Genomic DNA, 22,566 nt, shown 5'->3' with positions numbered 1-22,566 from the left:
CGCGCCAGCGGGGAGAGGTCGAAGAGTAGAGTGGAGTTACACGCATGAAGGCGATCATCGTCGGAGGCGGCATCGGAGGCCTTACCACCGCGCTGATGCTGCGCGCCCGCGGCATCGATTGCGAAGTGTTCGAGCAGTCCGACACCATCCGCGAGCTCGGCGTCGGCATCAACACCCTGCCGCATGCGATCAGAGAATTGACGGGCCTTGGCCTGTTGGACCGGCTAGATGCCGCCGCTGTTCGTACTGATCAGCTGTACTATCTCAGTCGCCACGGCCAGGAAGTCTGGCGCGAGCCGCGCGGCCTCGATGCCGGACACGACGTGCCGCAATTCTCGGTCCACCGCGGCCGCCTGCAAGGCGTGATTCATCGCGCCGTCGAGGAACGGCTCGGCACTGAAGCGATCCACACCGGTTGCCGTCTCGGCGCGTTTGCCCAGCACGAAGGCGGCGTGGTCGCGCACTTCTTCGACCGCACCGGCTCCCATGTCAAAACCGCGCGCGGCGATATTTTGGTCGGCGCCGACGGCATTCATTCGCGCGTGCGCGAGATGCTGTTTCCGGACGAGGGACCGCCGTGCTGGAACGGTTTGATGCTGTGGCGCGGCGCGCGCGACTGGCCGGCCTTCCTGACCGGCCGCTCGATGATCGTGGCCGGCGGGCTGAATGCCAAGGTCGTGGTCTATCCGATTGCGGAAGGCTCGAGTCCATCGAGCCGGCTGACCAACTGGGCGGTGCTGGTGAAGATCGGCGACGGCAATTCGCCGCCGCCGCGCCGCGAGGACTGGTCGCGGCCCGGCAAGCGCGAGGAGCTGATGCCGCATGTCGAGCGCTTCAAGGTGCCATATGTCGACGTGCGCAGTCTGATCTCGGCGACGCCGGAATTTTATGAGTATCCGTGCTGCGATCGTGATCCCTTGCCGTACTGGACCTGGGGCCGGGTGACGCTGCTCGGCGACGCCGCGCATCCGATGTATCCGGTCGGATCGAATGGCGCCTCGCAAGCAATCCTCGACGCGCGGGCACTCGCCGATGAACTGGCGCGCGCCGAACATCCGCGCCAGGCGCTGGTCGCCTATGAGAAGAAGCGCCTGCCGATGACGGCGGAGATCGTGCGCGCGAACCGCCGCGGCGGCCCCGAAGGCGTGATCGACGCCGTCGAGCAACTGGCGCCGGACGGCTTTACCGATATCGAAAAGGTGCTGAGCCACGCCCAGCGCGAAGCGATCGTGCGCGGCTACGCGTCCAAGGCCGGCTTCGCGCCACCGCAGGTCGGGCTCGCGGCGGTGCGGGCGTAACTCACGCCTCCGGAGGCGGCGGCAGGAAGTGGATGTTGTGCTCGGCCGCCAGCGCCACCACCGCGTCCGGCGTCTGCTCCTTCATGTTGTGGATCGCCCAGAACAGGTCGTAGAGCCGCCGTGTCGGCGAGACCCAGAACAGCGTCTTTGCGGTCCGTCCCGACTTGTTGAAGATGCCGTGCGGCTTGCCCATCGGCAGGCGAACCAGATCGCCGGCTGTCGCCTGCGTATCGGCGCCGTCGAGGAAGAAATCGAGCTGGCCTTCCAGGATGTAGAGATACTCGTCCTGATCGGGATGGATGTGCGGCGGCACGAAAGTCTCGGGCGGCAACGTCGCATGCCAGGAGAAGGAATGCTCCGTGACGCTCTTCGGCACATAGGTCTGGCCGAGAATGCTCCAGGAAATTCCCTGGATGCCCTCATTGGCGCGGGTAATGCCGGCGATTTCAGTCTTCATGGTCTCGCTCCCTCTCGATTGTTACTTCGTGGGCGTGCAATCCTTGGCATAGCGATCGCCGTAGTTGGAAAACACCTTCTCGACGATCTCGGTCTGGAATTTGCCGTCCGGGCGCTTGGCGACCTTGGTCAGGTAGAAATTCTGGATCGGATAACCGTTGACGTTGAACTTGAAGTCGCCGCGCAGCGAAGTGAACTCGGCCTTCTTCAGCGCTGCCGAGACCGCGTCCTTGTTCTTCAGATCGCCCTTCACCGCCTTCACCGCGCTGTCGATCAGCATGGCCGTATCGTAGCCCTGCATGGCGTAGGTGCCGGGCACGCTGTTATAGGCGGCCTCGTACGCAGCGACGAATTTTTTGCTGTGGGGATTGTCCATGTTCGGCGCCCAGTTGGCGCCGCCGAACATGCCGACGGCGGCATCCTGCTGCGCGGGCAGGGTCGATTCGTCGACCGTGAACGCCGACAGCACTGGGATCTTGTCGGCGAGGCCGGCCTGGCGGTACTGCTTGACGAGGCCGACGCCCATGCCGCCTGGCATAAAGGTGAACAGCGCATCGACCTTGGAAGAAGCGATCTTGGTCAGTTCGACCTGGAAATCCAGCGTGCCGAGCGGTGTATAGCTCTCCTCGACGATCTCGCCCTTGTAGTCGAGCTTGAATCCGGCCGCCGAATCCTTGCCGGCCTGATAGTTCGGCACCAGCACGTACACGCGCTTGTAGCCGCGGTCCTGGGCGACCTTGCCGAGGATCTCGTGAACCTGGTCGTTCTGGTACGAGGTCACGTAGAAGAACGGACTGCACTCCTTGCCGGCATAGCTCGACGGCCCCGCGTTCGGGCTGATCAGGAACGTCTTGTTCCCCGTCACTGGCCGGTGAATGGCCTGCAGGATGTTGGAGAAGATCGGCCCGACGACGAAATCCACCGTCTCGCGCTCGAGCAGGCCCTTGGCCTTGGTCACGGCGCCATCGGGCTTGAGTTCGTCGTCGACGACGATCACCTCGAGGTCCTTGCCGGCCATCTTGCCGCCGAGCTCCTTGACCGCGAGCTGGAAGCCGTCGCGGGATTGCTGGCCGAGTACGGCCGCCGGGCCGGACAAGGTCGTGATCACGCCGATCTTGATTTTCTCCTGCGCTGCGGCCGGAGCGGCGGCAAACCCCAGCAAAACGGCAAGCCCGGTCAGCTTCAACGACTGCTTCATGATTGTTCCTCCGTTCGGCGGCGCTGCAGCCGAAACCTACGCTACATCAAACGCTCGGGGTGCAGCTTATTCTGATGGCGACGGCACCTGCAAGCGCAACGCATCCATGCAAGCCATGCGCCAATTGCTTGAAACTTAAAGAAATCTGGACAATGATCCCAAGCTGAGCTCTGTTCGGGCTCGCCGAACGTTAAAGCGCAGACAAGATAGGATCATGACTCTCGATTCAGAGACCAAGGCCGTCGAGCTCCCGGAGCATCATGGCGACGAACTCAGACTGTGGCTTCGCCTCCTGACCTGCACGACCCTGATCGAGGGGGAGGTACGCAGCCGCCTGCGCGAGCGCTTCGACGTCACGCTGCCGCGGTTCGACCTGATGGCCCAGCTCGACAAAGTGCCGGAGGGCATGACGCTGTCAGATGTTTCGAAGCGGATGATGGTTTCGAATGGCAACGTCACTGGCCTCGTCGAGCGCCTGGTCGAATCCGGGCACCTCGACCGTCGTACCTCGGACGTCGACCGCCGCGTGCAGGTGATCCGCCTGACCAAGGCCGGTCGTGCCGAATTCCGCAAAATGGCGGCAGAGCACGAGTTATGGATCGCCGATATTTTTAGAGACCTGACGCCGAAGGATGTTCGCGAGCTGATGCGCCTCTTGGCTAAGACCAAAACTTCGGCGCAAAAATCCGCGAGGGCGCGGGGCGACCGAGGCTGACACGGGAAGGGTGATCCGTTGAGCGCCGATGTGGATTAGTGCCCGAACACCCCACGATCATCGCCGGCTGGTCGCGCGATGCCATCGCGCCGCTCACAGATCCAAACTCGTCGATGACGCTGCGGCTGAAGCAATTGGCTGGACGCTAGTTGATCCCGCGCATGGTCGCCGACGGCGTTTCGCCGAACTTGGCGCGATAGGCGCTTGCCATCCGGCTGAGGTGTGTAAAGCCGAGCTCGAATGCGATATCGGTGATGCTGTCGTTAGAAAAGGCGGCGGCCAGTCTGACGTTGAGGTGCGCGAGGCGGATGTCGCGCAGCATCTCCGAAATCGATGTACCGAAATGCCGCCGGAAGCCTAGCTGTAGCGCACGGATGCCCGTGCCAGCGGCTGCAGCAAGCTGCGCGAGATCGAGCGGCTCGTCCGCGTGCGCATATAAGAACTCGCGCGCCCGTCGCAACGATTGCGGCAGCGTTTCGGCCCGGCCGCCAAATCGCTCGATGGCATCGCTGGCGCTGTGATGCTGGCCGTCGAGCAAAGCGCCCAACAACGTCTCGCGTACATTGGCTGCGGCCACCGCCGAAAGCGGCTTTCGCGGTCCGAGGCATTCGGCAAGATCGACGAACTCCAAAATCTGCGACTGAAGCGCGCGGCCGGCTGCTGAGCGGAGATCGATCGCCGGCTCGAACTCGACCGCGCCCGCCGGCCGCCCCGATAACGCCGCGGCCCGTTGCTCCAGCAGACGGCGGTCGACCAGCAGAATGATCTGCGCGCAATTGCTCTGCCAAGTCATTCGCGTCGGGATCGTCGGCGACAACAGCGAGGCGCTGGCGCCTGGGGCGGTTGCGATGTCGCGCGAGGCGGTTTGGATCCGCGCTGAACCGTGCACGGGGATTTGCAACAGGAAGAAACGTTCGAGACAGCCGGGGTCGATCGACACCGATCCGCCATAGGCGACGTAGTTGACGGATAAGCCGCCAAAAACGGCGCTGTTGTGCAACGCAAAGAATTCAGATGATGTCGTTTGCTCGGGCGTCAGTCGATGCGGGCAGAATATCCGCCCCACCGCGTCGGCGGCAGCATCGACGCTGTCGGTCGAAACGCGGTTGAATGCCGCCAGCCGGGCGGTTGGGTCATGGCTGACAATGCTGGTGCCCGTCTCCATAGCCCGGCCTTCCGCATTATTTGAAGCCTATAATATCTCTCAGAGCCGTGGTTGCAAAGGCGATTTGGTAGTCGTGGGTGCCTGGTCGGAAGGCAACGCGGTCTGTTCGTCATTCTGCGCCGCAGCAATCTGAAAAATCTCGCGCGAAGCCGGCCGGATTCGTTTTCCGGCTAGACGACCGCTTCGGCTCGATCCAGCCTGCGCGAACTAGCTTCAGACGTCGCAACCACATCAACTGCGAGAGGAGGGCGATATGGCAGCGCTCGAAAAAGGCATCACCGCCAACGGCACCGGCTACGGCGGCAAGACCTGGAATATTCTCGGTCAGGTCTACTTCCCCAAGGCCGTGACCGATTCAACCTTTGCCTTCGAGACCAACAGCGAGCCCGGACAATTCGTGCCGGTGCACGTACACCCCACACAGGATGAATTCATTCTGGTGCAGGAGGGCGTTCTCGATCTCAAGCTCGACGGCGTCTGGGTGCAGGCCAAGGCCGGCGACCTGGTTCGGATGCCGCGCGGCATCCCGCATGGCTACTTCAACAAGTCGGACAAGCCGGCCCGCGCGCTGTTCTGGGTGTCGCCGATGCAGAAGCTCGAAGCGCTGTTCAACCAGCTTCACAATCTGACCGACCCCGAAGAAGTGGTCCGGATCTCGGCGCAGCATGAAGTGAACTTTTTGCCGCCCGAGGCCAACGAATAGCCCCCTGAACTCATCCTCGCTGGAGACGTCCTCATGGTCAGCCGAAAGAAAGTCTGCGTCATTGGCGCCGGCATATCCGGACTTGCGGCCGCAAAAGCCTTTGCCGCGCGCGGACATCAGATCACGATCGTCGAGCGCAGCGGCGATCTTGGCGGCGTCTGGGAGCCAGCGCGGTCCTATCCCGAGGTGCAAACGCAGAGCCCGAAGGATTTATACCGCTACACCGACAAGGCGATGCCGGATTCTTATCCGGAAATGGCCGAAAGGTCCGCAGGTCCATGCCTACCTGACTGAGTACGCAAAGGACAACGATCTCCTCGGTGCCATCCGCTTCAACACGACCGTGGTGCAAATGGATCGTCGGCCCGATCCTGCGCCGGGCTGGCGGCTCGATCTGCGTGGGCCGGACGGCCGCACCACTCCCGAAGACTTCGATTTCGCCGCGGTATGCACCGGGCAGTTCAATGAGCCGCAGATACTCAGCCTGCCCGGCGAAGACGCCTTCAAGGCGCAAGGTGGGCGTATCCTGCACTCCTCGCAGTACAATGACCCGGCTATCGTCAAAGGCCGCAGGATCGTTGTGCTCGGCGGCTCGAAGTCGGCGACAGATATCGCCGTCAACGCGGTCCATTCCGGGGCGGCGGAAGTGACGCTGGTGTACCGCGAGCCGGTGTGGCGGATTCCCTATTTCATCGGCGGCTTGGTCAATTTCAAACGCATTCTCTACATCCGCGCGCAGGAGGAGATGTTCCGGAGCTGGGGCATCGGCGCGATGTCGCGGTTCGCGCATGCGGTGGCAAAACCGACCGTGTGGGCCAACTGGCGCGGGCTGGAGAGCCTTCTGAAAATTCAGCTCAAGCTCGGCAAATGCGATATGGTGCCGAAGGAAAGGATTGAAGACGGCATCAACTGCTCGGTGCCGATCGCGACGCCGGGATTCTTTCCGATGGTCGCGGACAAGCGCATTAAGGCCATTCGCGGCAGTTTTGAGCGCTATGATGGCAATACGATCGTGATGACCGGCGGGCAACGCGTCCAGGCCGACGTGGCCGTGCTCGCGATCGGTTACAAACTGGGTGTGCCGTTCCTGCCGCGGGCTTACCGAGACAGACTGGTCGATCCCGACGGGCAGTATCGGCTCTATCGGCTGATTGCCAACCCGGACTTGCCCGAAATGGGATTCGTTGGCTTCAACTCCAGCTTCTGCTCGGTGCTGTGCGCAGACCTCGCCGCGAACTGGCTGGTGCGCTATGCCGATGGCCAGCTCGTCCGTCAGCCGACGCCCAAGGAAATGCGCGACAACATCGAGATGATGCTGCATTTCAAGCGCGTCGAGCGGCCGGCCGCCGGCGTCTATGGCGGGTTGTGCGTCGCGCCCTATCACTTCAAGCATTTTGACGAATTGCTCGCCGACATCGGCGTGTCCGGACGCCGGCGCAATCCGCTGGTGGAGAAATTTACCCCGCCCGATGCCGCCGCCTACGGCCGCTTCCTCGCCGCAGCGCCGGACTACCGGGCCGCCTGAGGGGGACGAGTTCCAGGCCGGGCGCGGCCGTTAATCTCTGAGGGTGGGAATACGCGATTCCACCCTCGATTCCACCCTTGCAAAAAATTGTTTTAAGCCTAAAATGATTTGCGAGACGGCGTTGCCGGGCGTCCTCGATATCGATCTCGAGCCTTTCATGGATGGAAGCGAGGGGAGATTGAAAATGTCAGGTAGCACTCCCAGCCGATCCCTTGGCGGGTCTCTCGGCCCGTCGGGGCACGTCGACGATTTTACGCGGCGAAATCTGCCGCCATCAGAGGAATGGCCGGATCTGCTGCTCGATCGGCCGGAATTTCAGTATCCCGAATATCTCAACGCCGCAGTCGAACTGACCGATCGGATCGTCGAAGAAGGCTGGGGCGATCGGATCGCACTGATCGGCAACGGCCGCCAGCGCACCTACAAGGAACTGGCTGACTGGTCCAACCGCCTCGCGCATGCGCTGGTGGAGAACTACGGCGTCAAGCCCGGCAACCGCGTCCTGATCCGCTCCGGCAACAACCCGGCGCTGGTCGCGGCGTGGCTCGCGGCCACAAAAGCAGGCGCCGTCGTCGTCAACACCATGCCGATGCTGCGCGCCGGTGAGCTGAGCAAGATCGTCGACAAGGCGGAGATTGCGCTGGCGCTGACCGATAGCCGCATCGCCGATGAACTGGTCGCGTGCGCGAAGACCAGCCGCTTCCTGAAGCAGGTGGTGAATTTCGACGGCACGTCCAACCATGATGCCGAGCTCGACAGGGTGGCGCTGAACAAGCCGGTCCGGTTCGACGCGGTGAAGACGGGGCGCGACGACGTCGCCTTGCTGGGATTTACCTCGGGCACGACGGGCGAGCCGAAGGCGACGATGCATTTCCATCGCGACCTCATGATCATTGCGGACGGCTATGCCAGGGAAGTGCTCAATGTTACGGAGGACGACGTTTTCGTCGGCTCACCGCCGCTGGCCTTTACCTTCGGGCTCGGAGGGCTGGCAATCTTCCCCCTACGCTTCGGCGCAACGGCGACGCTATTGGAAAACGCGTCGCCGCCCGAGATGGTCAAGATCATCGAGACCTACAAGGCGACGATCTGCTTCACCTCGCCGACCGCGTATCGCGCGATGATGGCGGCGATGGATAATGGCGCCGACCTGTCGTCGCTGCGGCTGGCGGTTTCCGCCGGCGAAACATTGCCGGCGCCGGTGTTCGAAGGCTGGACCCGCAAGACCGGCAAGACCATTCTCGACGGCATCGGCTCCACGGAATTGCTGCACATTTTCATTACCAACCGCGTCGGCGATGCGGTCCCGGGCACGACGGGACATCCCGTGACGGGCTACGAGGCTAAAATCGTCGACGACGACATGAACGAATTGCCGCCCGGCACCATCGGCAAGCTTGCGGTGCGCGGGCCGACCGGCTGCCGCTATCTTGCCGACGCGAGGCAGTCGAACTATGTGCGCGACGGCTGGAACCTGACGGGCGATACCTTTGTCCGCGACGCGAATGGCCGACTGTCCTTTGTCGCCCGCTCGGACGACATGATCGTCTCCTCCGGCTACAACATTGCAGGGCCCGAGGTCGAAACGGCGCTGCTGTCGCATCCTGCTGTCGCGGAATGCGGCGTGGTCGGCGCGCCCGACGAGGCGCGGGGCATGATTGTCAAGGCTTACGTGGTTCTGGCCGGCGGAGCTGCTGCCGACGCCGCGCTGACGCAGGCCTTGCAGGATCACGTCAAGCAGACGATTGCACCCTATAAATATCCGCGTGCGATCGAGTATGTCGCGCAACTGCCGAAGACCGAGACCGGCAAGCTGAGGCGCTTTGCGCTGAGGCAGATGGCTGCGGCCGGCCCGGCGTCGCCAAGCGTTGCCGCGGAATGATTTCTAACCTGATGGAGAAAAGCCGGTGACCGCCCCCAAAGGCCCCACACTGAGCGTGGTGCCTCATCCTACGACCGACACCTCACCGCCGGGCCCGCAAGTGCTGCAGCCGAGCGGTTGGCCGATGCCGAAAGGATATGCCAACGGCATGGCCGCCGATGGCCGGCTCGTCGTGACCGGCGGCGTGATCGGTTGGGATACGCAGGGCCGCCTGGAGCCCGATTTCGTCGCGCAGGTGCGCCAGACGCTTTCGAATGTTTCCGAGATTCTAGCCGAGGGCGGCGCCAGATCTGAGCATCTGGTGCGCCTGACCTGGTATGTCGTCGACATCGAGGAATATCTGGCGAGCCTGAAAGAGCTCGGCCGCGTCTACCGCGAGATTTTCGGCGCGCACTATCCGGCGATGGCGCTGGTGCAGGTGGTGCGCCTTGTCGAGAAGGAAGCCCGCGTCGAGATCGAAGCGACCGCGGTGGTGCCGCGCTGAAACCACTTATCGGGTGTCGTCTTAAAGCTCTGTCCTCAGCTTCCAGAGTTCCGGAAAAAGTTCGACCTCGAGCATCTTGCGCAAGTAGAAGACGCCCGACGTGCCGCCGGTTCCGCGCTTCAGCCCGATGATGCGCTCGACCGTCGTGACGTGGTTGAAGCGCCAGCGGCGGAAATAGTCTTCGAAATCGACCAGCTTCTCCGCAAGCTCGTAGAGCATCCAGTGTTTCGCGGGCGACGCATAGACGGTCTTCCAGGCCTCCAGAACCTCGTCGTTTGGCGTGCGCTTGACGCGCCAGTCGGTTCGGCGGGCGTCTTCGCCGATGTCGAAACCATTGCGCGCCAGTAGCAGCAACGCCTCGTCATAGAGGCCCGGCTCAGCGAGAATTTCCTCGAGCTTGGCCATGATGTCGGCGCGGTGGGCATGCGGGCCAAGCAGCGCCAAATTGCGATTGCCGGCGAGAAACTCGATCGCGCGGTACTGGTACGATTGAAAACCCGAGGACTGCCCGAGCTGATCGCGAAACTCGGTGTATTCGCTGGGTGTCATCGTCCGCAACACGTCCCAGGCGGTATTGAGCTGCTCGAAGATCCGGGCGACACGCGACAGCATCTTGAAGGCAGGATGCAACTGGTCCTGGCGGATCGCCTTGATGGCGGAACGGATTTCGTGGATGGCCAGCTTCATCCAGAGTTCGGAAGTCTGGTGCTGGATGATGAACAGCAGTTCGTCATGCGCGTCCGAGAGCGGCTCTTGCGCGTCCAGAACGCGTTCCAGATGCAGATAATCGCTGTAGGACATGCGCCCTTCGAACGATATCTGAGCTCCCTCACGCGAAGATTCGTCGGGCTTGCCAGTCATGTTACGAGCGCCTTTTTGCGGTAATCCGCGGTATCCCAGCGGCGATTGGTCAAGACGTCGGCGATGACGTCGACCGCCGCGCGAACCTCGGCTTCTCCGATGTAGAGTGGCGTAAAGCCGAAGCGCATCATGTCAGGCGCGCGGAAGTCGCCTATCACGTCGCGCGCGATCAGCGCCTGCATGATCGCGTAGCCATCCGGGTGACGAAACGAAACCTGGCTGCCGCGCCGCTTTGCGTCCCGCGGCGAAGCCAGTGTCAGTTCGGGACAACGTCCTTCGACTTCGCGAATGAACAGGTCGCCAAACTCGGTCGATGCATGACGCACGTCGGTCATGCTGACGCCGTCCCAGACATCGAGGGCGGCGTCGAGCGCGGCCATCGCAATGATCGGAGGCGTACCCACCCGCATTCGCTCAATGCCCGGCCCGGCCCGATAGTCGAGGTCAAAGGCAAAGGGCGCATGATGACCCATCCAACCGGAAAGCGCCGGCCGCGCCGTATCAGCGTGCTTCGGCGCAACATAGATGAAGGCTGGCGCACCAGGACCGGCATTGAGATATTTGTAGGTGCAGCCGACGGCGAAATCGGCTTCGGCTCCTTCCAAGTCTACCGGAAGCGCGCCCGCGGAATGCGCCAGATCCCAGACCGTCAAGGCGCCGGCGGCATGCGCCCTGCGCGTCAGCGTGCTCATGTCGTGCAGCCGGCCGGTGCGATAGTCGACCTCGGTCAGCATCAGCACCGCGACCGTCTCGTCGATGGCGGCTTCGACGTCTTCGGGGGCGATGACCTTCAACTCGTGGCCACGGCCGAGCGTTTCAAGTAGACCGCTGGCAATGTAGAGATCGGAAGGAAAGTTGCCGGTGTCCGACAAGATCACGCGCCGCGACGGATTGAGTTCGAGCGCCGAGGCCAGCGCCTGGTAGACTTTGATGGACAGCGTATCGCCCACCACAACCGTCCCGTCGGCAGCGCCGATCAACCGGCCGATTCGATCGCCGATACGCCGCGGCTGCGTCATCCACCCGGCGACGTTCCAGCCCTTGATAAGGTGCTTGCCCCATTCCTCCGACATCATGCGGCCGACGCGATCGGCGGCTGCAACGGGCAGGGGACCGAGCGAATTGCCGTCCAGATAGATCACGCCATCCGGGATGGCGAACAGGGATCTTGTTCGCGTGAAATCGGTCATGTCTTTCCTGGTCCGCGCGCCCGGCGGAATTATTCGCGCTGATATGGATTATTTCAAGCTTGAAATTTATGGGCGTAAGGTGCGCTTTCAGGTATAGACTGGCTGCCTGCGGGCATCGATCGGACATCGGCCCGGCCACAAGATCGAATGGAAGCCGAACCGCGTGATTTTTCATCAGATTTCCGACTGGAACGATGCCTATGCGAATGGCCCGAACATTCCAGGCGGCGAACGCTGGCCGGCGGCGTGGGTACAGCCCGCGCAGACCTATCGCGACGCACTTCAAGGCAGCGGCCGCGCAACGCTCGACGTCGGCTATGGCGGGCGCCCACGAAACCGCTTCGATCTCTTTGGGCCGGAAGGCCGGCCAAAGGGCCTGGTCGTCTTCGTCCATGGCGGATTCTGGAAGGCGCTCGACAAGAGCTTTTGGTCGCATCTGGCGCGTGGATCGGTTGAAAGCGGCTATGCGGTGGCGATGCCCTCCTACACGCTGTGCCCGGTCGTGCGCATCTCCGAGATCACGCGCGAAATTGCCGCGGCCGTCGAGCGCGCCGCCGCGATGGTCGAAGGTCCGCTTTTTCTGGCGGGCCATTCCGCCGGCGGGCATCTGGTGACACGCATGAGCTCGGCGACGTCGCCGCTCCCGGACGATGTCAGGGCGCGCATCAGCCACACCGTCTCCATTTCTGGCGTTCATGACCTCCGTCCGCTGATGAAGGCCGCCATGAACACGGACCTTCGGATCGACGAGGCCGAGGCGCTCGTGGAAAGCCCCGCATTGCTGCAGCCGATGCCGAATGCGCGCGTAACATGCTGGGTAGGCAGCGCCGAGCGCCCGGAATTCGTCCGCCAGAACGCGCTCCTCGCCAACATCTGGACCGGGCTCGGCGCGAAAACCTGCGTGATCGAAGAACCCGGTCGGCATCATTTCGATGTCATCGACGGGCTCGCCGATCCCCGTCACCAACTCACCAGGGCCTTGTTGTCGCCGTAGCCTGCTGAATTTGTGAAATGAACGGCGGTCGCAATGTGGCCTTGCCACCCGGTGGTTCTGACCTGCCAATCATGCTGCTTGAAATGTCTGTACAGCCTGACGCGCGCCCAGTGCGTAGAGTTTTGCGAGCGCCCCGGTGACGGCGCTGCGCATGCGAGGATCGTTACCGAGCGTGCCGAAGATGGAGCTGACCTCCAGCAGCGCGGGAGCAAGCCGCTCTGCGACCGGACCGGCACGCTCGGCGATATCAGCCAACTCTCGCGCAAGGGGATCGCGCACGTCGATGGCGCGGCCTCGCTCGTCGATGCCGGTGACGTAACGCATCCAGCCGGCCACGGCGAGCGCGTGGGTATCGATCGGCAGCCCCAGCCGAAGCCGGTCTTGCATGGTCGCGAGCAGCCGTTGCGGCAGTTTCTGCGAACCGTCCATCGCAATCTGCCAGGTGCGGTGATGTAGGGCCGGATTGGAGAAGCGCTGCAGCAGTGATGCGCTATAGGCCGCCATATCAGTGCCCGCAGGCATAGCCAGCGTCTGCGCGGCGTCCTGCATCACCTGTCGGGCAAACGCCACAAAGCGATGGTCGGTCATGGTTGCGGCGATGGTCTCAAAGCCTGCGAGATATCCGAGATAGGCGAGCGCCGAGTGGCTGGCGTTGAGCAGCCGCAGCTTCATATGTTCGAACGGCGTTACATCCGAGACCAGTTGCACGCCCGCAGCCGCAAAGTCCGGCCGTCCGGCCGGAAAGCGGTCTTCAACGATCCATTGCGTGAACGGTTCTGTGATGATCGGCCATGCGTCGATCATGCCGAGCGCTGAAGAAATCTCCGCCCGGTCGAGGTCCGTGGTCTCCGGCACGATCCGGTCCACCATGGTCGAAGGGAAGGCCACCTCGGCTTCAATCCATTTGGCGAGATTGCGCGATCTCAAGGCGGCGAACTGCGTCACGATGCGCCCGACCGTTTGGCCGTTGCCGGAGAGATTGTCGCAGGAGAGAACGGTAAAGGGAGCTGCGCTTGCGATCCGCCTGCGCGCGAGCGCGGCCACCAGGTGTCCGATGGCCGAACGCGGCGTGCCGGGATTCTGCAGGTCATGAACGATGTCGGGATGATGCTCGTCCAGATCGCCGGTCTGCGGCGTATGGCAATAGCCCTTCTCGGTGATCGTCAGCGAGACGATACGCGTGGCCGGGTTGGCCAGGCGCGCGATCAACTGGCCGGATTTTTCGGTGGCGACGTCGATCGCGAGAACCGAGCCGATGATGCGGTGATCGGAGCCCGCGCCGGAGCGAACGGCCAGCGTGTAAAGGCCGTCTTGTGGGGCGAGGGCATCGCGTGTCGCCGGGCTGCGCAAGCTGGCCCCGACGATTCCCCAATCCGTAGCGCCGCCTGCCAGGAGGTCGTCGATCACCACCGCTTGGTGCGCCCGGTGGAACGCGCCAATTCCGAGATGAACGATGCCTGGTGAGATTAGCGAGCGATCATATGCCGGTTGCCGGATGTGGCCGGGAAGCCGAGGAAGGTTGGCGTTCGAAAGGCGGAAGTTGCCGCCTTTCGGGCCGGAAGGTGGGATTTTTGCCGTTTCGCTTGACATAGGAAGCTCGATCTATCAATCTTTGGTCAATTGGTAAGGCCAATGTCCCAGATTTATTGGCCTTGGTCCGAGCAAAGCAAGAAAAATCGATTCGCTTGAGGATCGTCAGGGGAGCCGAGCGTGCCGCTCGAAGCCGTGGAAGCGCGACGCCTTTATCGCCAGGTTGCCGATCAGCTTCGCGCGTTGATCGACAGCGGCGAATACCGCGTGGGCAGCCGGCTTCCGACCGAACGCGATCTTGCCGAACAGTTGAAGGTGTCGCGGCCGACGGTACGCGAAGCGCTGATTGCTCTGGAAGTCGAGGGCAGGGTTCGGATTCGAGTTGGTTCCGGGATTTATGTCAGTGAGCCGGCGGCGCTCGCACCGCCTTTGCCATTGGCGGCCGAGATTGAAGGCCCGTTCGAACTGCTGCGCGCGCGCGAATTCCTCGAAGGCGCCATCGCCGAACAGGCGGCGCGGGTGGCGACAGCCGAAGATATCGCGCGCATCGATGCTTCGCTGGAGGCGATGGCCACCGTGCAGCATCCGGGCGAAGCCTCGATGATCCATGACCGCGCGTTTCACATCGCGGTCGCCGGCTGCCTCGACAACGCCGTGCTGGTCCGCGTGGTCGGCGAGCTGTTCGACCAGCGGCTCAATCCCTACTTCGCCAAGCTCGCCCACTATTTCGAAAATCCGGAATCCTGGAATGCGGCGCTGGCCGAGCACCGCGCGATCCGCGATGCCATCGCCGCGCACGATTCCGATGCCGCCCGCATGGCGATGCGCGAGCACCTGGCGCGTTCGCAGGCCCGCTTTGCGCAAAATTTCGGAGCGGAAGCTTCGTCCGCCTCGCGCATCCGCGCAAGCAGCGGCTGAACGACGAGAATTCGAACGGTTCGACGAAACGCCGGGCCGGTTGGGTAACAAAAGCAAATTGTAACGACGGAGGAAATTCACGTGTTGAAGAAATTGACGATTGCATTCGCAGCATCTGCTGCGGCGCTGCTGGCCGCGACCACATCGGGCATGGCGCAGGCCAAACTGAAATGGGCCCACGTTTACGAAACGTCTGAGCCGTTCCACACGGCTTCCGTCTGGGCCGCGGGCGAGATCAACAAGCGTACCAACGGGCGCTACCAGATCGATGTCTATCCGGCTTCGCAGCTCGGCAAGGAAACCGACATCAACCAGGGGCTTTCGCTGGGCTCCGTCGACATCATCATTTCCGGCTCGAGCTTTGCGGCCAAGAGCTTTCCCCCGATCGGCGTGACCTACTATCCCTACACTTTCCGCGATGCCGATCATCTCCTGGCCTACACCAAGAGCGACGTCTTCAAGGAGCTTGCCAAGGGCTACGAGGACAAGAGCGGCCATCACATCGTGGCCGTGACCTATTACGGCGTGCGCCACACCTCTTCGAACAAGCCGATCAAGGCCTGCGCCGACATGAAGGGCCTCAAGATGCGCGTGCCTGACGTGCCGGCCTATCTCGCGATGCCGCGCGCCTGCGGCGCCAACACCGCGCCGATCGCCTTTGCCGAGGTCTATCTCGCCCTGCAGAACGGCACCGTGGAAGCCCAGGAAAATCCGCTCACCACGATCGAGGCCAAGAAGTTCTACGAGGTGCAGAAGCACATCGTGCTGACAGGCCACATCGTCGATCACCTCAACACCGTCGTCGCCGGCGCGCTCTGGAAGAAGCTCTCGGAAGAAGACCGCAAGATCTTCACTGACGTCGCCCAAGAAGCGGCGGCAAAGGCTACGACCGAGATCAAGACCAACGAGGCCAAGCTGGTCGACTTCTTCAAGCAGAAGGGGCTGACGGTCACCGAGGTCAACAAGGACGAGTTCCGCGACACCGTGATCAAAACCACGAAGTTCGAGACCTTCGACTACCGCAAGTCCGACTGGGATCGCATCCAGGCGGTGAAGTAAACGGCCAGGCCTTCGTCCGTGCTTGCCGCGATTTTCGGCGGCAGGCACGGCGGAAGCCTCGAATACGCCAGCTCGGGGAGGGCGCATGTCGACGGTTGAAGTGCACAAGCAGATCACGGCGGACGAGATCGCCCACACGTTTGAGGACGAGGTCCCCAAGGGCGCCGATCTCGGCCAATACGCCGCCGAGGACTGGCTGGCGCTCGCGATCTTCTGGATCATGGCGCTGTCCGTCTTCCTGCAGTTCTTCACCCGTTACGTTCTCAACGACAGTTACGCCTGGACCGAGGAGATCGCGACCTATTGCCTGATTGGCGTGGTCTTTATCGGCTCGGCGATGTGCGTGCGGCTGTCGCGGCACATCCAGGTCGATCTGCTGTTTCGCTATCTGCCGCATCTGCCGGCGCGCACGCTCTCCACCGTCATCGACCTGATCCGGATCGCGTTCTTCGGCTATGCGATCAAGTTGGTCTGGCAGTTCATCCAGATCATCGGCGACGAGCGGATGACCACGATCAAGTTTCAAAAGGGATTTGTGTATTACGCCGTTCTGCTCGGCTTCGTGCTGATGTTCGCGCGCTCGATCCAGATCGCGGTCGAGAACTGGCGGCGCGGTTACTCCATCCTGGAGCGACCCGGCGCATTCGACGGAACGGAAGGCTGACGCCATGCTGCTGCTGCTCGGGGGATTTCTGCTGCTGATGCTGGTCGGCCTGCCGGTCGCGCTTTCGATGGCGGTATCGTCGCTGGTCTACATTCTCGTCACCGGCATCACGCCGGATGTCACGCTGGCGCAGCGCATGATTGCCGGTGTCGAAAGCTTTCCGCTGCTCGCGGTGCCGTTCTTCATTCTGGCCGGCAATCTCATGAACATCGCGGGCGTGACCGGCCGCATCTACAAATTCGCGGTCGCGCTGGTGGGCTGGATGCGCGGCGGCCTCGGCCACGTCAATATCGTCGGCTCCGTGATCTTTTCCGGCATGTCCGGCACCGCGATTGCGGACGCCGCGGGGCTCGGCACCATCGAGATCAAGGCGATGAAGGATCACGGCTACTCGACCGAGTTCGCCGTCGGCGTGACCGCGGCGTCCGCCACGCTAGGCCCGATCATTCCGCCGTCGCTGCCGTTCGTGATCTACGGCATGATGGCGAACGTCTCGATCGGCGCGCTGTTTCTGGGCGGCTTGATTCCGGGCGTGTTCATGACGTTGGCCATGATGGCGACCGTGGCCTATTTCGCCCACAAGAACGGCTGGGGCAGCGATACGCCGTTCTCCTGGCCGCAACTCGGCTCGGCCGCGATCGAAATCCTGATCGTGCTGGCGTTCCCGCTGGTCATTTGGCTGCTGGTCGTCGCCGGGCTCTCGGTGAACATGGCGGTCGGAATCGGTCTCGTGGCACTGCTGGCGCTCGACTGGTATTTCGATTTCTCCGCCGTGATGGCGCTGATGGCTCCTGTCATCCTGATCGGCGGCATGACGCTCGGCTGGTTTACGCCGACCGAAGCCGCAGTCGCCGCCGTGATCTGGTCGCTTTTCCTTGGGCTCGTGCGTTACCGCTCGATGACGCTGCAGACCGTCGCCAAGGCGACGTTCGACACCATCGAGACCACGGCGTCCGTGCTATTCATTGTGACCGCGGCCTCGATCTTTGCATGGCTCTTGACGGTGTCACAGGCGGCGCAGACGCTGACCGATGCGATGCTCGGCATCACCCAGAATAAATGGGTGTTCCTGCTGCTGGCGAACATCCTGATCCTGTTCGTCGGCTGCTTCATCGACACCATCGCCGCGATCACCATCCTGGTGCCGATCCTGCTGCCGATCGTGCTCAAGCTCGGCATCGACCCCATTCATTTCGGCCTGATCATGACGCTGAACCTGATGATCGGTTTGTTGCACCCGCCGCTCGGTATGGTGCTGTTCGTGCTGGCCCGCGTGGCGAAATTGTCCGTCGAGCGCACGACCATGGCGATCCTGCCGTGGCTCGTGCCGCTCCTGTTGGCGCTCGTCGCCATCACCTACATCCCGGAACTGACGCTCTGGCTGCCTAAATACATGGGACTCTCAAAATGACATCGATGGCTTTGGCTGCAACGCTGTTCGGCCCGGAAGATCTGCGCATGGTCGAGCGCCCGCTCGATCCGCTTCCCTCCGGCATGGTGCGCATTCGTTTCGGCGCCGGCGGCATTTGCGGCTCGGACATGCATTATTACCGTCATGCCCGCACCGGCGACTTTGTCGTGACCTCGCCGCTGGTGCTCGGCCATGAGATTGCGGGTGAGGTGGTCGAGATCGCAGGTTCGGCGCCGGGCGTAAAAGTCGGCGATCGCGTCGCCGTCAACCCGTCGCGCTGGTGCGGCCATTGCAAGCCGTGCCGCGAAGGCCGGCCCAATCTCTGCGAAAACATCTTCTTCATGGGATCTGCCTCGAAGACCCCGCATATGCAGGGTGGCTTTGCGTCTTACTTTGAGGCCATCCCGGTGCAGTGCGTGAAGATTCCGGACCACGTGACCTATCAGGCGGCGGCGCTCGCCGAGCCGCTCGCAGTCTGCCTGCACGCGGTCGCCCGCGCGGGAGACGTCACCGGCAAGCGCGCGGTGCTGTTCGGCGCCGGCCCGATCGGTCTCCTGACCATGCTGGCGGCGCAGCGCGCCGGGATCGCAGAGACGACCGTCGTCGACATCGCGGCGGCGCCGTTGGCGTTCGCCACGAGATTGGGGGCCAATCATGTCGTCGATATCTCCGGCGGCGAAGAGGCGCTGAAGGCGCAGGCTGCAGCGCAGCCGTTCGATGTGGCGTTCGAAGTCTCGGGCACCGCGGCGGGCTTGGCCAGCGCGATCGGAGCCGTCAGGCGCGGCGGGGTCGTGGTTCAGGTCGGCAACCTGCCGGGCGGGCAGATTCCGGTGCCGGCGAACGCGGTGATGGCCAAGGAGATGGACCTTCGCGGCTCGTTCCGCTTCGGGACGGAATTCTTCACGGCGGTCGAACTGATCGCCGACGGCAGCGTGGACGTGCTCTCGCTGGTGACGGCGCAACGCCCGCTCGCGGTCGCGCCTGATGCGGTGCGGCTGGCGCTCGATCGTTCGCAAAGCGTCAAGGTCGTGCTGACCGCTTGATGGCCGTTCTCACTTCAGGAGCTTCCGCATGATGCTGCAGGGATGGCGGTGGTACGGACCCAACGATCCCGTATCGCTCGACGATATCCGTCAGGCCGGCGCGACCGACGTGGTGACGGCGCTGCATCAGGTGCCGATCGGTGAGGCCTGGACGCGCTCAGCCGTCGAGGAGCGGAAGAACCTGATCGAGAACTCGCAGCCGGGCCGCTCGCCGTTGACTTGGTCGGTGGTGGAATCGATTCCGATTCCTGATGACGTGAAGCGGTTGGGGGGCAAGGCGACGCGCTCGATCGAGGCGTGGATCGCAAGCCTCGAAGCGGTAGCCGCGTCCCGCATCAAGACCATCTGCTACAATTTCATGCCGGTGGTTGACTGGTGCCGCACCGATCTCGAATGGGAACTGCCGAACGGCGCCAAGGCGATGCGCTTCGACCAGGACCGGTTCGCGGCGTTCGACCTGCACATCCTTGAGCGCCCCGAAGCGCCGGCCGAATATTCCGAGGCCGCGCAGCGTCGCGCCAGGCAGGTCTATGAAGCGATGACGCCGGCCGATATCGACGTCCTCATCACCAACATTGCCAGCGCGCTGCCGGGATCCACCACCGATGCCCTGACCATTCCGCAATTCCGCGACCGGCTGCAGCAGTACCGCGGCATTGATTCCAAGGTGCTGCGTCAGCACTTAAGCGAATTTCTCGCGCGCGTCGCGCCGGTGGCGGAGCAACTCGGGGTAACGTTGACGTTGCATCCGGACGATCCGCCGCGCCCGCTGTTTGGCCTGCCGCGCATCGCCTCATCGGCGGAGGATTATCAGGCGCTGTTCGACGCAGTGCCATCCAAGGCCAATGGCATATGCTTCTGCACCGGCTCACTCGGCGTGCGCGCGGAGAACGATCTGCCCGCGATGGCCAAGCGCTTCGCGCCGCGGATCGGCTTTGCCCATCTGCGCGCCACCAAGCGGGAAGCCGACGGCCTGTCGTTCTTCGAATCCGATCATCTCGATGGCGACGTCGATATGATCGCGGTGCTCAAGGCGCTGCTCGCCGAGAACCGCAACCGCTCGTCGAACAATCAGATCGTGTTCCGGCCGGACCACGGCCACCGCATGCTCGACGATCTCGCCGCGACCAAGCGCACCAATCCCGGCTACACCGCGATCGGCCGGCTGCGCGGCCTAGCCGAGTTGCGCGGTGCTATCCGCGCCATTGAACACGCCGGGTAATTGCACTTCTGTCCGCTTCAGTCCCTGTTTCGCTGCCTCGAAGGCCGCCAACCGTGCGGCGAATTTGCCGTTCGCAAGGCCAGCGCGCGCGAGGAGGGTGGGGGCGGGCAGCGTCTCGAAAAAATGACAGGCCACGCGATGGCCGGGTGCCGCCTCGCGCAGCTCCGGCTCCGAACAGCGCGCCTGCGTCCTTTTGCGCTTCGGCGCGACGACTTCTTGCGATGCGAAAAATCCGCGCCACGGGATTTTCGCTAACAACGTGCTCGGCATCGCGCTCATCTCGACGATGAGCGAAATCAGTGAATGCGTACGGTTGTGAATGAACCGGCAGTTACGCGCGCAAGGATTCGATTCACCCCGCGATTTATGGGGCGACGTTCCCGGCGTGCTTGCTGGACGCACGGACCGATGAACGTTCGAACTCGTGAGAGACATCCATCAGGTGCATCACCTCGATGCAATCGGCGTTCAGGCGGTCGTTGTCGACCAGCCGCCCCGCAAGCACCTTCGCCTGCGAGGGATCGTCGGACTGGACATCGACCCAGCGCTGGAGGCACTTGAAGCTGTGACCGTCGGAATTCAACAGGTCCTTGTAGAAGGAGACGCGGTAATTGCTCATCTTGGCACTCCCCGTCGGTCTGGCATCTAGGCGCTAGCTTATACTCTCAGGCGCGGACGTCGGCCAGCCGCTTGCCAGCCCGCGAAGTCGATTTAATCTAACGCGCTGTTCGAGATGCCGGCCATGCACCCTGTAGCTGTGTGAGGCGCCAAAAAGCTGCCGGCAGGATCGAGGCGGCGACGGCGCTTGCGCCGAGTGCCAGTGAACTCGTATCCCGCGGCCGGCAGCCAGCCGGGGCTATGCAATGGACCGGCGTCATGCTCGGTCTTGTCCGGGCGAAATGGCTTTGGGCCCATATTCGAGCCGGTGGCCGCCCGGTGTGTGTTCCATTATACATAGTTCTCGAATCCACCCTGGCTCCGCTCATAAATGCCTGACGGTACCGCCACCGCTCATCATTACCGACCCAAGCTCGTCACCGTTCTGTCGGAGGGCTACGGTCTTGCCAGCTTTCGGAAGGACATGCTGGCGGCGCTTACGGTCGCGATTGTCGCTCTGCCGCTCTCGATGGCGATTGCCGTCGCCTCGGGCGTATCGCCCGAGCGGGGGTTATACGCCGCCGTCATCGGCGGCTTTTTAGTATCGGCGCTCGGCGGCAGCCGCTACCAGATCGGCGGCCCCGCCGGCGCATTCATCGTCCTGGTATCGGCCACGGTGACGCAGTTCGGTCTGGAAGGGCTGCTGCTGACGGTTTTCATCTCCGGCTTCATGCTGACGCTGATCGGCCTTTTGCGGCTCGGCGCGCTGATCCGTTATATCCCCCATGCGGTGACCGTCGGCTTCACCTGCGGCATCGCGGTCACGATCTTTGCCAGCCAGCTTCGAGATCTCGGCGGCCTGAAGCTTCCGGCTGCCGAACCGGGGCCGCTGCTGCCCAAGCTTGCAATGCTCGGCCAGTCCTTGCCGACCATCTCGCCGGCTGCGGTCGCGATCGGCATCGGCTCGGCGGCCCTGATCTTCCTGCTGCGGCGGCTTTCGCCGAATGCGCCAGGAATGCTGATCGCGGTCGTGCTGGCCGCAGTCGCCGCCTGGCTGTTCCATTTGCCGGTGGAGACGATCGGCAGCCGTTTCGGCCAGCTTCCGGATGGATTGCCGGGACCGCGTCTGCCGGCGATCTCGTATGCAACTGTGCTCGAGGTGTTGCCGGCGGCGCTGTCCTTCACGCTGCTCGGGGCGGTCGAAAGCCTGCTGTCCGCAAAGGTCGCCGACGGCATGACCGGGCGCAAGCACCGCTACAACATGGAGGTCGTGGCGCAAGGCATCGCCAACGTCGCCTCAGCTCTGTTCGGCGGCATCAGCGTCACCGGCACGATCGCCCGCACCGCGACCAGTATCCGTGCGGGGGCGTGCAGCCCGGTCTCCGGCATGACCCATGCGCTCTTCGTACTGGTGTTCATGGTGGCCGCAGCTCCGCTCGCAAGCTTTGTCCCGTTGTCGGCGCTGGCGGGCGTGCTGGTCGTCGTCTGCTGGAATATGGTGGAGAAGGAGGAGTTCCTGCGCCTGCTTCGCAACTGGCGCAGCGCGGCGGTGCTGCTCGCAACCTTCGGCCTGACGCTGATCGAAGACCTGACGGTCGGGATCATCGCCGGATGCGCATTGGCCGCGGCGTTTGCGATCTACGAGCGCGTC

At 63.1% G+C, this 22,566-nt stretch carries 20 protein-coding genes and 2 pseudogenes; 14 read left to right on the top strand and 8 right to left on the bottom strand.

The annotated features are described in order from the left end of the window. Positions 1–44 precede the first annotated feature (44 nt). Positions 45–1,298 carry a flavin-dependent oxidoreductase gene (locus CQ13_RS13110; RefSeq protein ID WP_057843285.1) on the top strand — a complete coding sequence of 418 codons (1,254 nt, stop codon included), beginning with the start codon at positions 45–47 and terminating at the stop codon, positions 1,296–1,298. A 1-nt stretch (position 1,299) separates the two neighbouring features. Here CQ13_RS13110 and CQ13_RS13105 read toward each other — a convergent pair whose 3' ends face one another. Both CQ13_RS13105 and CQ13_RS13100 read right to left on the bottom strand, forming a co-directional pair. Then, positions 1,300–1,755 carry a cupin domain-containing protein gene (locus CQ13_RS13105; RefSeq protein ID WP_057843284.1) on the bottom strand — a complete coding sequence of 152 codons (456 nt, stop codon included), beginning with the start codon at positions 1,753–1,755 and terminating at the stop codon, positions 1,300–1,302. A gap of 21 nt (positions 1,756–1,776) precedes the next feature. Further along, entirely contained in the window at positions 1,777–2,952 is a 1,176-nt protein-coding gene (locus tag CQ13_RS13100; protein WP_057843283.1) for an ABC transporter substrate-binding protein, read from the bottom strand. 214 nt (positions 2,953–3,166) lie between these two features. Between CQ13_RS13100 and CQ13_RS13095 the strand changes: the two genes are divergently transcribed. Further along, positions 3,167–3,667: a MarR family winged helix-turn-helix transcriptional regulator gene (locus tag CQ13_RS13095; protein ID WP_057843282.1), complete on the top strand. Its 501-nt coding sequence runs from the start codon at positions 3,167–3,169 to the stop codon at positions 3,665–3,667. Positions 3,668–3,812: 145 nt separating this feature from the next. Here the strand turns inward: CQ13_RS13095 and CQ13_RS13090 are convergent, their stop codons facing one another. Continuing rightward, on the bottom strand, positions 3,813–4,832 hold the full coding sequence (locus CQ13_RS13090) for an AraC family transcriptional regulator (RefSeq protein ID WP_057843281.1): 1,020 nt from the start codon (positions 4,830–4,832) through the stop codon (positions 3,813–3,815). A gap of 253 nt (positions 4,833–5,085) precedes the next feature. Between CQ13_RS13090 and CQ13_RS13085 the strand changes: the two genes are divergently transcribed. From CQ13_RS13085 to CQ13_RS13070, 4 genes and pseudogenes are all read left to right on the top strand, one after another. Beyond that, a complete protein-coding gene (locus CQ13_RS13085; RefSeq protein ID WP_057843280.1) occupies positions 5,086–5,535 on the top strand; it encodes a cupin domain-containing protein in 450 nt (149 codons plus the stop codon). A gap of 33 nt (positions 5,536–5,568) precedes the next feature. Further along, positions 5,569–7,060: pseudogene (locus CQ13_RS13080) on the top strand (flavin-containing monooxygenase). 184 nt (positions 7,061–7,244) lie between these two features. Continuing rightward, on the top strand, positions 7,245–8,942 hold the full coding sequence (locus CQ13_RS13075; RefSeq protein ID WP_057843531.1) for a benzoate-CoA ligase family protein: 1,698 nt from the start codon (positions 7,245–7,247) through the stop codon (positions 8,940–8,942). A 25-nt stretch (positions 8,943–8,967) separates the two neighbouring features. Beyond that, complete coding sequence (locus tag CQ13_RS13070; protein ID WP_057843279.1) at positions 8,968–9,426, top strand: RidA family protein; 459 nt, start codon at positions 8,968–8,970, stop codon at positions 9,424–9,426. A gap of 21 nt (positions 9,427–9,447) precedes the next feature. On the opposite strand, the gene kynA is transcribed toward CQ13_RS13070, so the two are convergent. Further along, positions 9,448–10,287, bottom strand: coding sequence for a tryptophan 2,3-dioxygenase (kynA, locus tag CQ13_RS13065; RefSeq protein ID WP_057843278.1), 840 nt, complete (start codon positions 10,285–10,287; stop codon positions 9,448–9,450). After that, the gene (kynU, locus tag CQ13_RS13060; protein WP_057843277.1) at positions 10,284–11,477 is read right to left on the bottom strand and encodes a kynureninase; all 1,194 of its coding nucleotides are present in this window, start codon (positions 11,475–11,477) and stop codon (positions 10,284–10,286) included. Before kynU ends, kynA begins: the two co-directional genes overlap by 4 nt. A gap of 163 nt (positions 11,478–11,640) precedes the next feature. Between kynU and CQ13_RS13055 the strand changes: the two genes are divergently transcribed. Beyond that, positions 11,641–12,471, top strand: a complete 831-nt coding sequence (locus tag CQ13_RS13055; protein ID WP_057843276.1) for an alpha/beta hydrolase — start codon at positions 11,641–11,643, stop codon at positions 12,469–12,471. Positions 12,472–12,540: 69 nt separating this feature from the next. On the opposite strand, the gene CQ13_RS13050 is transcribed toward CQ13_RS13055, so the two are convergent. Next, complete coding sequence (locus CQ13_RS13050; protein WP_057843275.1) at positions 12,541–14,061, bottom strand: mannitol dehydrogenase family protein; 1,521 nt, start codon at positions 14,059–14,061, stop codon at positions 12,541–12,543. A 120-nt stretch (positions 14,062–14,181) separates the two neighbouring features. Between CQ13_RS13050 and CQ13_RS13045 the strand changes: the two genes are divergently transcribed. The 6 genes from CQ13_RS13045 to uxuA all read left to right on the top strand — a co-directional run bounded on the left by CQ13_RS13045 (position 14,182) and on the right by uxuA (position 20,318). Next, positions 14,182–14,919, top strand: a complete 738-nt coding sequence (locus tag CQ13_RS13045; protein WP_057843274.1) for a FadR/GntR family transcriptional regulator — start codon at positions 14,182–14,184, stop codon at positions 14,917–14,919. Positions 14,920–15,069: 150 nt separating this feature from the next. Beyond that, entirely contained in the window at positions 15,070–15,978 is a 909-nt protein-coding gene (locus tag CQ13_RS13040; RefSeq protein ID WP_430649686.1) for a sialic acid TRAP transporter substrate-binding protein SiaP, read from the top strand. An 85-nt stretch (positions 15,979–16,063) separates the two neighbouring features. Then, positions 16,064–16,642: a TRAP transporter small permease gene (locus tag CQ13_RS13035; RefSeq protein ID WP_057843272.1), complete on the top strand. Its 579-nt coding sequence runs from the start codon at positions 16,064–16,066 to the stop codon at positions 16,640–16,642. A 4-nt stretch (positions 16,643–16,646) separates the two neighbouring features. Then, the gene (locus tag CQ13_RS13030) at positions 16,647–18,053 is read left to right on the top strand and encodes a TRAP transporter large permease (RefSeq protein WP_057843271.1); all 1,407 of its coding nucleotides are present in this window, start codon (positions 16,647–16,649) and stop codon (positions 18,051–18,053) included. Then, on the top strand, positions 18,050–19,096 hold the full coding sequence (locus tag CQ13_RS13025) for an L-idonate 5-dehydrogenase (RefSeq protein WP_057843270.1): 1,047 nt from the start codon (positions 18,050–18,052) through the stop codon (positions 19,094–19,096). The genes CQ13_RS13030 and CQ13_RS13025 overlap by 4 nt, the downstream gene beginning before the upstream one ends. A gap of 31 nt (positions 19,097–19,127) precedes the next feature. Continuing rightward, a complete protein-coding gene (gene uxuA, locus CQ13_RS13020) occupies positions 19,128–20,318 on the top strand; it encodes a mannonate dehydratase (protein ID WP_057843530.1) in 1,191 nt (396 codons plus the stop codon). Here the strand turns inward: uxuA and CQ13_RS13015 are convergent. Together CQ13_RS13015 and CQ13_RS13010 are read right to left on the bottom strand one after the other, a co-directional pair. Continuing rightward, positions 20,271–20,588: a hypothetical protein gene (locus tag CQ13_RS13015; RefSeq protein ID WP_197427323.1), complete on the bottom strand. Its 318-nt coding sequence runs from the start codon at positions 20,586–20,588 to the stop codon at positions 20,271–20,273. The genes uxuA and CQ13_RS13015 overlap by 48 nt on opposite strands. 94 nt (positions 20,589–20,682) lie before the next feature. Continuing rightward, the gene (locus CQ13_RS13010; RefSeq protein ID WP_057843268.1) at positions 20,683–20,937 is read right to left on the bottom strand and encodes a hypothetical protein; all 255 of its coding nucleotides are present in this window, start codon (positions 20,935–20,937) and stop codon (positions 20,683–20,685) included. 369 nt (positions 20,938–21,306) lie between these two features. On the opposite strand from CQ13_RS13010, the pseudogene CQ13_RS13005 reads away from it, so the two are divergent. Further along, positions 21,307–22,554 (top strand): annotated as a pseudogene (locus CQ13_RS13005) (SulP family inorganic anion transporter); the annotation flags it as partial. Positions 22,555–22,566: the final 12 nt, after the last annotated feature.

This window comes from Bradyrhizobium retamae (genome assembly GCF_001440415.1).
In the GTDB taxonomy this organism is placed as follows: domain Bacteria; phylum Pseudomonadota; class Alphaproteobacteria; order Rhizobiales; family Xanthobacteraceae; genus Bradyrhizobium; species Bradyrhizobium retamae.
The sequence above is the reverse complement of the archived record's forward strand: the minus strand, read 5'-3'. Positions and strand labels throughout refer to the sequence as shown.

Excerpts from the sequence above, each read along its gene's own strand:
- CQ13_RS13110 (WP_057843285.1), top strand. The coding sequence starts at position 45 with ATGAAGGCGATCATCGTCGGAGGCGGCATCGGAGGCCTTACCACCGCG.
- CQ13_RS13105 (WP_057843284.1), bottom strand. The coding sequence starts at position 1,755 with ATGAAGACTGAAATCGCCGGCATTACCCGCGCCAATGAGGGCATCCAG.
- CQ13_RS13100 (WP_057843283.1), bottom strand. The coding sequence starts at position 2,952 with ATGAAGCAGTCGTTGAAGCTGACCGGGCTTGCCGTTTTGCTGGGGTTT.
- CQ13_RS13095 (WP_057843282.1), top strand. The coding sequence starts at position 3,167 with ATGACTCTCGATTCAGAGACCAAGGCCGTCGAGCTCCCGGAGCATCAT.
- CQ13_RS13090 (WP_057843281.1), bottom strand. The coding sequence starts at position 4,832 with ATGGAGACGGGCACCAGCATTGTCAGCCATGACCCAACCGCCCGGCTG.
- CQ13_RS13085 (WP_057843280.1), top strand. The coding sequence starts at position 5,086 with ATGGCAGCGCTCGAAAAAGGCATCACCGCCAACGGCACCGGCTACGGC.
- CQ13_RS13075 (WP_057843531.1), top strand. The coding sequence starts at position 7,245 with ATGTCAGGTAGCACTCCCAGCCGATCCCTTGGCGGGTCTCTCGGCCCG.
- kynA (WP_057843278.1), bottom strand. The coding sequence starts at position 10,287 with ATGACTGGCAAGCCCGACGAATCTTCGCGTGAGGGAGCTCAGATATCG.
- kynU (WP_057843277.1), bottom strand. The coding sequence starts at position 11,477 with ATGACCGATTTCACGCGAACAAGATCCCTGTTCGCCATCCCGGATGGC.
- CQ13_RS13050 (WP_057843275.1), bottom strand. The coding sequence starts at position 14,061 with ATGTCAAGCGAAACGGCAAAAATCCCACCTTCCGGCCCGAAAGGCGGC.
- CQ13_RS13040 (WP_430649686.1), top strand. The coding sequence starts at position 15,070 with ATGGCGCAGGCCAAACTGAAATGGGCCCACGTTTACGAAACGTCTGAG.
- CQ13_RS13035 (WP_057843272.1), top strand. The coding sequence starts at position 16,064 with ATGTCGACGGTTGAAGTGCACAAGCAGATCACGGCGGACGAGATCGCC.
- CQ13_RS13030 (WP_057843271.1), top strand. The coding sequence starts at position 16,647 with ATGCTGCTGCTGCTCGGGGGATTTCTGCTGCTGATGCTGGTCGGCCTG.
- CQ13_RS13025 (WP_057843270.1), top strand. The coding sequence starts at position 18,050 with ATGACATCGATGGCTTTGGCTGCAACGCTGTTCGGCCCGGAAGATCTG.
- uxuA (WP_057843530.1), top strand. The coding sequence starts at position 19,128 with ATGCTGCAGGGATGGCGGTGGTACGGACCCAACGATCCCGTATCGCTC.
- CQ13_RS13015 (WP_197427323.1), bottom strand. The coding sequence starts at position 20,588 with ATGCCGAGCACGTTGTTAGCGAAAATCCCGTGGCGCGGATTTTTCGCA.
- CQ13_RS13010 (WP_057843268.1), bottom strand. The coding sequence starts at position 20,937 with ATGAGCAATTACCGCGTCTCCTTCTACAAGGACCTGTTGAATTCCGAC.